Raw genomic sequence first — 6,146 nt, forward strand, 5'->3', positions numbered from 1 at the left:
TGACCATAGATTCCGTTTTCCAAGCGGACCCCAATTAACACTTGCCAACCTATCTACTGGTTGGTAGATTTGATTTTAACAACACGACACACAAACAAAAACACACAACAGAACATCAGGAGCGTCATCATGAAAAACATCATCAAAACCACCCTTGCCATCATCGCCCTGTCCGCCAGCGCACTGAGCTATGCCGCCAGCCCGCAAATGGTTTCCCGCAGCGAAGCAGCATCGCTGCAAAAAATTGGGGTGGTCTCTTCCGGTGGCTTCACCACCCTGGATGACCTGGTGGCCTCACTGGATATGAAAGCCGCTGATGCCGGGGCCACACACTACCGCATCACCAGTGCCACCGGTATGAATAAACTTTCCGGTACCGCTGTCCTGTATCGTTGAATACCCGTTACCCTCGCAACTGCGCCCGGAACCCTTCTGGTTTCCGGGCGCAGTTGTGTCTGAATAACAGGCACCCGCAGGTGCCAGGAGAACATTATGTCCACCCATGACAGTCTGATTGAACTGACTGATACCCTTATCCAGCAGAACGGCTACCAGGGCTTCAGCTATGCTGATCTCGCTGACGGTCTGGGAATACGGAAGGCCAGTATCCATTACCATTTTCAGACCAAAACCGACCTCGGGCTTGCCTATTGTGAATACAAGGAGGCCAGCCTGCTGAAACTGGAAGCTGCCCTGTTACAGCTGCCACCGGGTAAAGCCCGTCTGCAGGGTTATATGGACGCATTTCTCAAATGCGCCGACAGCGGCCAGATGTGTGGCATTCACGCCATGCTGTCCGACAGCGCCCTGTTTGAAGAACCTCTTCAGAAAGCCACCTCACGACTGGCACAAACCGACCTGCGCATCCTGACCAGTGTGCTGGTTTCGGGTCGTGAAAGCGGTGAACTGGCTTTTACTGCTGAGCCGGCTGACGTGGCCATTATCATCGGCAGCGCCATTAAAGGGGCCCTGATGCTCAATCGGATCCCTCCTCATGATGCCTGTTCCCGCACCATGAGCGCGCTTATTCAGCTACTCTCCCGCCCGTAAAGCCACGCCTGTGGCTGCCCCGGTTTAACCGGGGCAGCCAGCACTCAAAAAAATCACCGCTGACAACGCCTGTATTCCGGGGGCCTCAGAAGACATTAAGACTTTCCTTGCGTTTAATTTCCAGTTACCCCTTGCCAATCTATCTACTGGTAGGTAGAATAAATATTAACAACACGACAACACAATAAAACAGACATGCAGGGGGCATCATCATGAAAGCACTTATCAACGACGTTATCGCTGTCTTCACCCGTAAAGCCCATGGACCGGTCATCATCAAATCCGATCTTACTGAGGAAGAAAAAGCAGCTCTGGTACCGGTCCGTACACTCTCTGTTGGCTGGGTGTCTTCCGTGGATGAGCTGGAGCGGGAGGTTATCCGCGAAGCCCTTGAACATGGCGCTGCCGCTTATCTGATTTCTGAGCTTGAGCAGGCCCGTTTCGTTCATGCCCGCGCCACGCTGTTTGCATAAACACAAAACGAAAATAAAAGGACACACACCATGAAAAATAACGTCGAGACACAACTGCGCCGGTTACTTCGTAAAACGTCAGGCCTGGACATTATGGTTCTGCGGCTGTCAGTGATTTTCATCTTCGCCCTGTTTGGCACCTACAAATGGTTTGCCTTCGAGGCCAATGCCCTTCACCACCTGCTGCCAGGCACCTGGCTCGGTGCGCTGTATCCGGCTCTCGGCGTTCAGGGGCTCAGCTACGCACTCGGCGTGGTGGAAAATATCACCCTTCTGGCCCTGATTGCCGGATTTTTCCGGCCGGCAGTGGGTGCAGCAGGCGCCCTGATGGTGGCAGGCACCGGCATCGTCACCCTGAGCCTTCTGCCGCAGCTGGGTCGCATTGACAGCTTCATTATCAAGGATGTTCTTCTGATTGGGGCTGGACTGGTGCTGTTGCGTCATGACCTGCGACGGACACTGATTAACCGGAGGGCGAAGCAACTCAGCGCCGTGCACAAACCCCGCTCGTCTGACGCATTGTCAGCCATGGGGTGACCCTGAATTACGCAGCAGCCTGATATTTCTGGCCAGCAAATATGACACCACTCCCGGGTTCATGGTGAGAGGCATGGAAGCCGCCTTTCGGGCGGGGATCACTCCCCGCTACTTTTTAGAGCGCTACCTGGAAAATAAGTCGCTCCCCGCCAACCCGGACTTTGAAAAACACTATCTGGATCTTATTCATGAGCAGGACCCGTCCCGGTGAGTGAGATTTGTCAGGAGAGCGATATGAACAAACCGTATAAAAAAGACCCACAGACCATTCAGGCACTGACGGAACTGCAGTTCAGCGTCACCCAGAAAAGCGCCACTGAGCGCCCGTTTACCGGAGAATATGACGACCACTTTGAGGACGGACTGTACGTGGATATCGTCTCCGGTGAGCCACTGTTCTCGTCGAAGGACAAATTTGATTCGGGCTGTGGCTGGCCGGCATTCAGCAAACCAGTGGAAAACAACGTCCACAACCTGAGCGACCTCAGTCATGGCATGGTGCGTACTGAAGTGCGTTCCCGTCACGGTGACAGCCATCTGGGACACGTCTTCCCTGACGGGCCACAGGATACCGGTGGATTACGTTACTGCATTAACTCGGCTTCACTGCGTTTTATCCCGAAAGGCGCTCTGGAAACAGAAGGATACGGTGAATTTCTTCCCCTGTTTGAGAAAGGAGATAAGCATGAAAACTGATGTGGCAATCCTTGCCGGTGGTTGTTTCTGGGGTGTCCAGGAGCTGATCCGCAAACTCAATGGCGTGGTCAGCACCGAAGTGGGCTATACCGGCGGACGTAATGATAACCCGACATACCAGCACCACCCAGGACATGCGGAGGCGGTGAAGGTGGTGTATTCCCCGGATAAACTGAGCTACCGAAAACTACTGGAATATTTCTTTAGTATTCACAACCCTACAACAATACTTCGTCAGGGTAATGACGTCGGCTCAAGCTACCGCTCAGCCATCTTTTTCACCACAGAGGAGCAAAAGCAGCAGGCAAACCAGCTTATCCGTGAAATAGATGATTCAGGAGTCTGGCCCGGAGTCGTGGTGACAGAAGTAGAGCAGGCCGGTGAGTTCTGGTCTGCAGAGCCAGAGCATCAGGATTACCTGCAGCATAATCCCGACGGCTATACCTGCCATTTTGAACGACCTGACTGGACGCTTCCGGGATAAGTCACCGTCGCAGACTCGCAGCATTCAGCCCCGCCCATGTGCGGGGCTTTTTTGTTCATATGCAGAAACGAGAATGGGATCACAAACAAATTTCTTTAGTCCATTTCTTGCATACAAAACAATCAACATCCTGATTTTAAGGGGCATATTAGAAAAAAGATGAGGATGATTAGGGTCAAAGGGACAAAGGGACAATGTTTAGAATTATGCTGACCGTTATCGCAGGATCGTTATTTTACGGACTCTCGGCCAGTCTGTGTTTTGCCGGGCTTTTTCGCATACACGCCCCCAGTGCCTGCACAGCCTTCTGTCTGACTTATAACCCAACAGCCGGCTATGTCATGCTGGTTACCGGTATGACACTGTTTATCGTATTTTTGCTCAGCCTTTTCCGGACAACAAAAGCCCCTATTTAACATAAAGGCTTCATTGTACGCACCGCTAAAACGCGCTCAGGGCGATTTCAGCGCGAAGCCGGTGAAAACCACAGCTTACCCGGCGAAAACCCCGCAAAACTTGCCTGATGAATTCTGATGGCATGAATGGCTATGCACCGGACTGCATGGCGGCCCGTTTCAGTGCGTTTACCACCTGAAACCGCCAAAAAGCGCCCTTTTGCGCGGGAAATCTCTCATTTTCTCCCTGGAATACTCACAACAATCATAATTACTAGTAATGTTTTCTGTGTGTACGACAACTCTGTAATGCCTGAGGAATTAATGACCGGTTCAAACAACAAGACACGCGATATCACTAGCAACCGCAAGTATCTGATCAAGAATGCACGCGGCCAGGCAGCCTATAAAGCACGTATGCGCGAGGCGGGTTATAAGCAAATTGCGGTATGGGTACGAGAAGATGTCAGAGAGGCAGGACGACAAGCCGGACTGGAATCTGACGCGCTGTTGTCAGGGGCTGCGCAGCATGATCCATTAGGCTGGATGGTCGGTTTTGCTGAGGGACTCAGGCAGCGAGAAAAAAAAGACAGCAACCCGCAGTAAGCCTGCAAGACAGCACGAATAACAGAGAACAGCCAGTACAAGGAAGTAACGCTTCGCGTACCGGATTCAGCATATTTTTCAGGGAGTGTCCCTGCTAAACTCCTTCATGTCGACGCATCAACCCCGGAGGCTCTGTAATGAGCAATACCACACACTACGAAAACGCCAACTTCTTGCGGGAACTGGCCGAAAGTCTGCCCCGCATACTGCCGGAAGGTGGCCCGGACAAGGCAGCACTGTTGCAGCGCCTGGCTAACGAAGAACTGGCACAGGCCGAGTATGAAGATCAGGTTCGCGCCAAAGTGACTGCAGCCCGCGCTGATACACGCCCGGGCATGACCACGGAACAACTCCGCCAGCGGCTGCATGGTCGCTATCAGGAACTGCGTGATGCCGTATGACGTGGAATGGAAGCAGGGAGCCATCGAGGACGTAACGGCACTGTTTGACTACATCGCGGAAAATTCATCTCTGTGGGATGCGCGGAACGTCACCGATCGCGTTCTTGCGGCCGCAGACAAGCTGGCAGACTTTCCGCGTCTCTACGAAGTGGACTCACGCTATGGCGAGGACGTTCGCCGGATAAGCCTGATGGGACAGCATGTCCTCTATGATGTGAATGACCCGGCGCAGAAAATCCGGGTTCTGGCCGTAGTCGGCCAGCGCCAGAATCCCCACTCCGTCCGCTGATAACGGGTGACGGGGGCGCAATTCATTGCGTGGCCGTCGCCGGTTGGACAAGCGCAGCGCGTCAGCGCTTCCCCCATTGCCACCACCGGCGCGGTGTCTCTGCTGTCTCCGTTTTGTGTTCCAGTAGTCTCATGGCCTGCATTTCCTGCCGCAGCCCGGCCACCTCTTCCCGCAGCGCTTTTATCTCCGCAATCAGCGCCTCTGATACCGTTTTTTCAGTCTCATCCGGCAGTCTCAACCCGTCCCGATCATGAGTCTCAATCAGTCTTAACTCACCGTACACCCGGATAAGCTCGCTGGTATCTACGACACGACCACCATCAGCCTCCGTCCGGTATGATACGCGGCCTTTAGCCATATCCCGATACAGGGAACTTCGGGCTTTTCCCGTCAGTTCCGTGGCCTGTCTCACCGTCACCCACGCCATTGTCTCACCCCGCTATTTTTGAGACAGTATACCCGACAGGCGCACACCATGCCCGGAAGGAAAGAAACATGACGAAACAGGAAAAAACCGCCCTCAACATGGCAAAATTCATCAGGGATCAGTCGCTGCTGTTGCTGGAAAAGCTGAACGAACTGGATATGGATACCGCGGCCGACATGTGCGAACGGCTGCACGAGGACGCGGAAACGCTCTGGCTGGCAATGCGGGACCAGCTCGGGGAGGAATAACAGCACCGACGCGGCCGGTGCTGTCTGCCGTCATTTCATCAGACGACGCAGGCAAAGAAGGGTACCACCGATCAGGATCGCCGCCGTGCCTCCCTGCCCGAAATGCAGGAACAACCAGTCACGGATCGCCGGGTTCCTCGCCAGAAACTGCACGAACCCGTAGAGCAGCAGAAACACCGGCAGCACGCGCCAGAACAATTTCAGCAGATGCGCGGCCAGCACACACAGCCCTCCGGCCATCGCCCCGACCATAAGCAGGGCCTCCCGGCCCACAACCGCAATCCGGTTTGTCATAAAACACCTCATAAATGAATGATTAACCTCAGACCATGACCATGAATTTGAAGCAGGCAAACAGCCGTTCCCGGTCCAGCTCTGCCGTTTTTCGGGCCTCGCCGGTCTGTGGGTTCACGATTTCATCCACCGCCAAAATTGCCCGTTGCACCCGGACGAGCGTCGGCCTGTCCGGGCAGATGTACCAGATTTCATCGATGCCGTTCGCCCGGCGGTTGAACAGATAGGGGTCGTCTCAGAAAACGG

The 6,146-nt window shown here is 54.0% G+C and carries 13 protein-coding genes and 1 pseudogene; 11 read left to right on the plus strand and 3 right to left on the minus strand.

Annotated elements, in window-relative coordinates; translation table 11 throughout:
• Positions 1-129: 129 nt before the first annotated feature.
• The 10 genes from F0Q32_RS25680 (at position 130) to F0Q32_RS25720 (ending at position 4,931) form a co-directional block, all read left to right on the plus strand.
• Positions 130-396 (plus strand): YdgH/BhsA/McbA-like domain containing protein, encoded by a 267-nt coding sequence (locus F0Q32_RS25680; protein WP_001567383.1) that lies wholly within the window; start codon positions 130-132, stop codon positions 394-396.
• Between the two features lie 96 nt (positions 397-492).
• On the plus strand, positions 493-1,050 hold the full coding sequence (locus tag F0Q32_RS25685; RefSeq protein WP_001567382.1) for a TetR/AcrR family transcriptional regulator: 558 nt from the start codon (positions 493-495) through the stop codon (positions 1,048-1,050).
• A 212-nt stretch (positions 1,051-1,262) separates the two neighbouring features.
• On the plus strand, positions 1,263-1,523 hold the full coding sequence (locus F0Q32_RS25690; protein ID WP_001567381.1) for a DUF1471 domain-containing protein: 261 nt from the start codon (positions 1,263-1,265) through the stop codon (positions 1,521-1,523).
• A 30-nt stretch (positions 1,524-1,553) separates the two neighbouring features.
• Positions 1,554-2,060, plus strand: a complete 507-nt coding sequence (locus F0Q32_RS25695; RefSeq protein WP_001567380.1) for a DUF417 family protein — start codon at positions 1,554-1,556, stop codon at positions 2,058-2,060.
• Between the two features lie 73 nt (positions 2,061-2,133).
• Complete coding sequence (locus F0Q32_RS26275) at positions 2,134-2,271, plus strand: hypothetical protein (RefSeq protein ID WP_021243014.1); 138 nt, start codon at positions 2,134-2,136, stop codon at positions 2,269-2,271.
• Between the two features lie 23 nt (positions 2,272-2,294).
• Positions 2,295-2,756 carry a peptide-methionine (R)-S-oxide reductase MsrB gene (msrB, locus tag F0Q32_RS25700; RefSeq protein ID WP_021243015.1) on the plus strand — a complete coding sequence of 154 codons (462 nt, stop codon included), beginning with the start codon at positions 2,295-2,297 and terminating at the stop codon, positions 2,754-2,756.
• Positions 2,746-3,240, plus strand: a complete 495-nt coding sequence (gene msrA, locus F0Q32_RS25705) for a peptide-methionine (S)-S-oxide reductase MsrA (protein ID WP_021243016.1) — start codon at positions 2,746-2,748, stop codon at positions 3,238-3,240. The genes msrB and msrA overlap by 11 nt, the downstream gene beginning before the upstream one ends.
• Before the next feature lie 548 nt (positions 3,241-3,788).
• Positions 3,789-4,241, plus strand: coding sequence for a hypothetical protein (locus F0Q32_RS25710; RefSeq protein WP_125125741.1), 453 nt, complete (start codon positions 3,789-3,791; stop codon positions 4,239-4,241).
• A 137-nt stretch (positions 4,242-4,378) separates the two neighbouring features.
• Positions 4,379-4,642 (plus strand): hypothetical protein, encoded by a 264-nt coding sequence (locus tag F0Q32_RS25715; RefSeq protein WP_000072676.1) that lies wholly within the window; start codon positions 4,379-4,381, stop codon positions 4,640-4,642.
• Complete coding sequence (locus tag F0Q32_RS25720) at positions 4,632-4,931, plus strand: type II toxin-antitoxin system RelE/ParE family toxin (RefSeq protein ID WP_021243018.1); 300 nt, start codon at positions 4,632-4,634, stop codon at positions 4,929-4,931. The genes F0Q32_RS25715 and F0Q32_RS25720 overlap by 11 nt, the downstream gene beginning before the upstream one ends.
• 61 nt (positions 4,932-4,992) lie before the next feature.
• Here F0Q32_RS25720 and F0Q32_RS25725 read toward each other — a convergent pair whose 3' ends face one another.
• On the minus strand, positions 4,993-5,358 hold the full coding sequence (locus F0Q32_RS25725; protein WP_021243019.1) for a hypothetical protein: 366 nt from the start codon (positions 5,356-5,358) through the stop codon (positions 4,993-4,995).
• 68 nt (positions 5,359-5,426) lie between these two features.
• On the opposite strand from F0Q32_RS25725, the gene F0Q32_RS25730 reads away from it, so the two are divergent.
• Positions 5,427-5,606, plus strand: a complete 180-nt coding sequence (locus F0Q32_RS25730) for a Rop family plasmid primer RNA-binding protein (protein ID WP_021243020.1) — start codon at positions 5,427-5,429, stop codon at positions 5,604-5,606.
• A gap of 30 nt (positions 5,607-5,636) precedes the next feature.
• On the opposite strand, the gene F0Q32_RS25735 is transcribed toward F0Q32_RS25730, so the two are convergent.
• On the minus strand, positions 5,637-5,900 hold the full coding sequence (locus F0Q32_RS25735) for a hypothetical protein (RefSeq protein ID WP_021243021.1): 264 nt from the start codon (positions 5,898-5,900) through the stop codon (positions 5,637-5,639).
• A gap of 28 nt (positions 5,901-5,928) precedes the next feature.
• Positions 5,929-6,126 (minus strand): annotated as a pseudogene (locus F0Q32_RS26905) (hypothetical protein); the annotation flags it as partial.
• Between the last annotated feature and the right edge of the window lie 20 nt (positions 6,127-6,146).

The sequence above is a fragment of the Pseudocitrobacter sp. 73 genome (genome assembly GCF_008369545.1).
Lineage (GTDB): Bacteria > Pseudomonadota > Gammaproteobacteria > Enterobacterales > Enterobacteriaceae > Pseudocitrobacter > Pseudocitrobacter vendiensis.

Bases quoted from the DNA above. Each gene is read 5' to 3' on its own strand.
- F0Q32_RS25680 (WP_001567383.1), top strand. From the start codon at position 130: ATGAAAAACATCATCAAAACCACCCTTGCCATCATCGCCCTGTCCGCC.
- F0Q32_RS25685 (WP_001567382.1), top strand. From the start codon at position 493: ATGTCCACCCATGACAGTCTGATTGAACTGACTGATACCCTTATCCAG.
- F0Q32_RS25690 (WP_001567381.1), top strand. From the start codon at position 1,263: ATGAAAGCACTTATCAACGACGTTATCGCTGTCTTCACCCGTAAAGCC.
- F0Q32_RS25695 (WP_001567380.1), top strand. From the start codon at position 1,554: ATGAAAAATAACGTCGAGACACAACTGCGCCGGTTACTTCGTAAAACG.
- F0Q32_RS26275 (WP_021243014.1), top strand. From the start codon at position 2,134: ATGGAAGCCGCCTTTCGGGCGGGGATCACTCCCCGCTACTTTTTAGAG.
- msrB (WP_021243015.1), top strand. From the start codon at position 2,295: ATGAACAAACCGTATAAAAAAGACCCACAGACCATTCAGGCACTGACG.
- msrA (WP_021243016.1), top strand. From the start codon at position 2,746: ATGAAAACTGATGTGGCAATCCTTGCCGGTGGTTGTTTCTGGGGTGTC.
- F0Q32_RS25710 (WP_125125741.1), top strand. From the start codon at position 3,789: ATGCACCGGACTGCATGGCGGCCCGTTTCAGTGCGTTTACCACCTGAA.
- F0Q32_RS25715 (WP_000072676.1), top strand. From the start codon at position 4,379: ATGAGCAATACCACACACTACGAAAACGCCAACTTCTTGCGGGAACTG.
- F0Q32_RS25720 (WP_021243018.1), top strand. From the start codon at position 4,632: ATGCCGTATGACGTGGAATGGAAGCAGGGAGCCATCGAGGACGTAACG.
- F0Q32_RS25725 (WP_021243019.1), bottom strand. From the start codon at position 5,358: ATGGCGTGGGTGACGGTGAGACAGGCCACGGAACTGACGGGAAAAGCC.
- F0Q32_RS25730 (WP_021243020.1), top strand. From the start codon at position 5,427: ATGACGAAACAGGAAAAAACCGCCCTCAACATGGCAAAATTCATCAGG.
- F0Q32_RS25735 (WP_021243021.1), bottom strand. From the start codon at position 5,900: ATGACAAACCGGATTGCGGTTGTGGGCCGGGAGGCCCTGCTTATGGTC.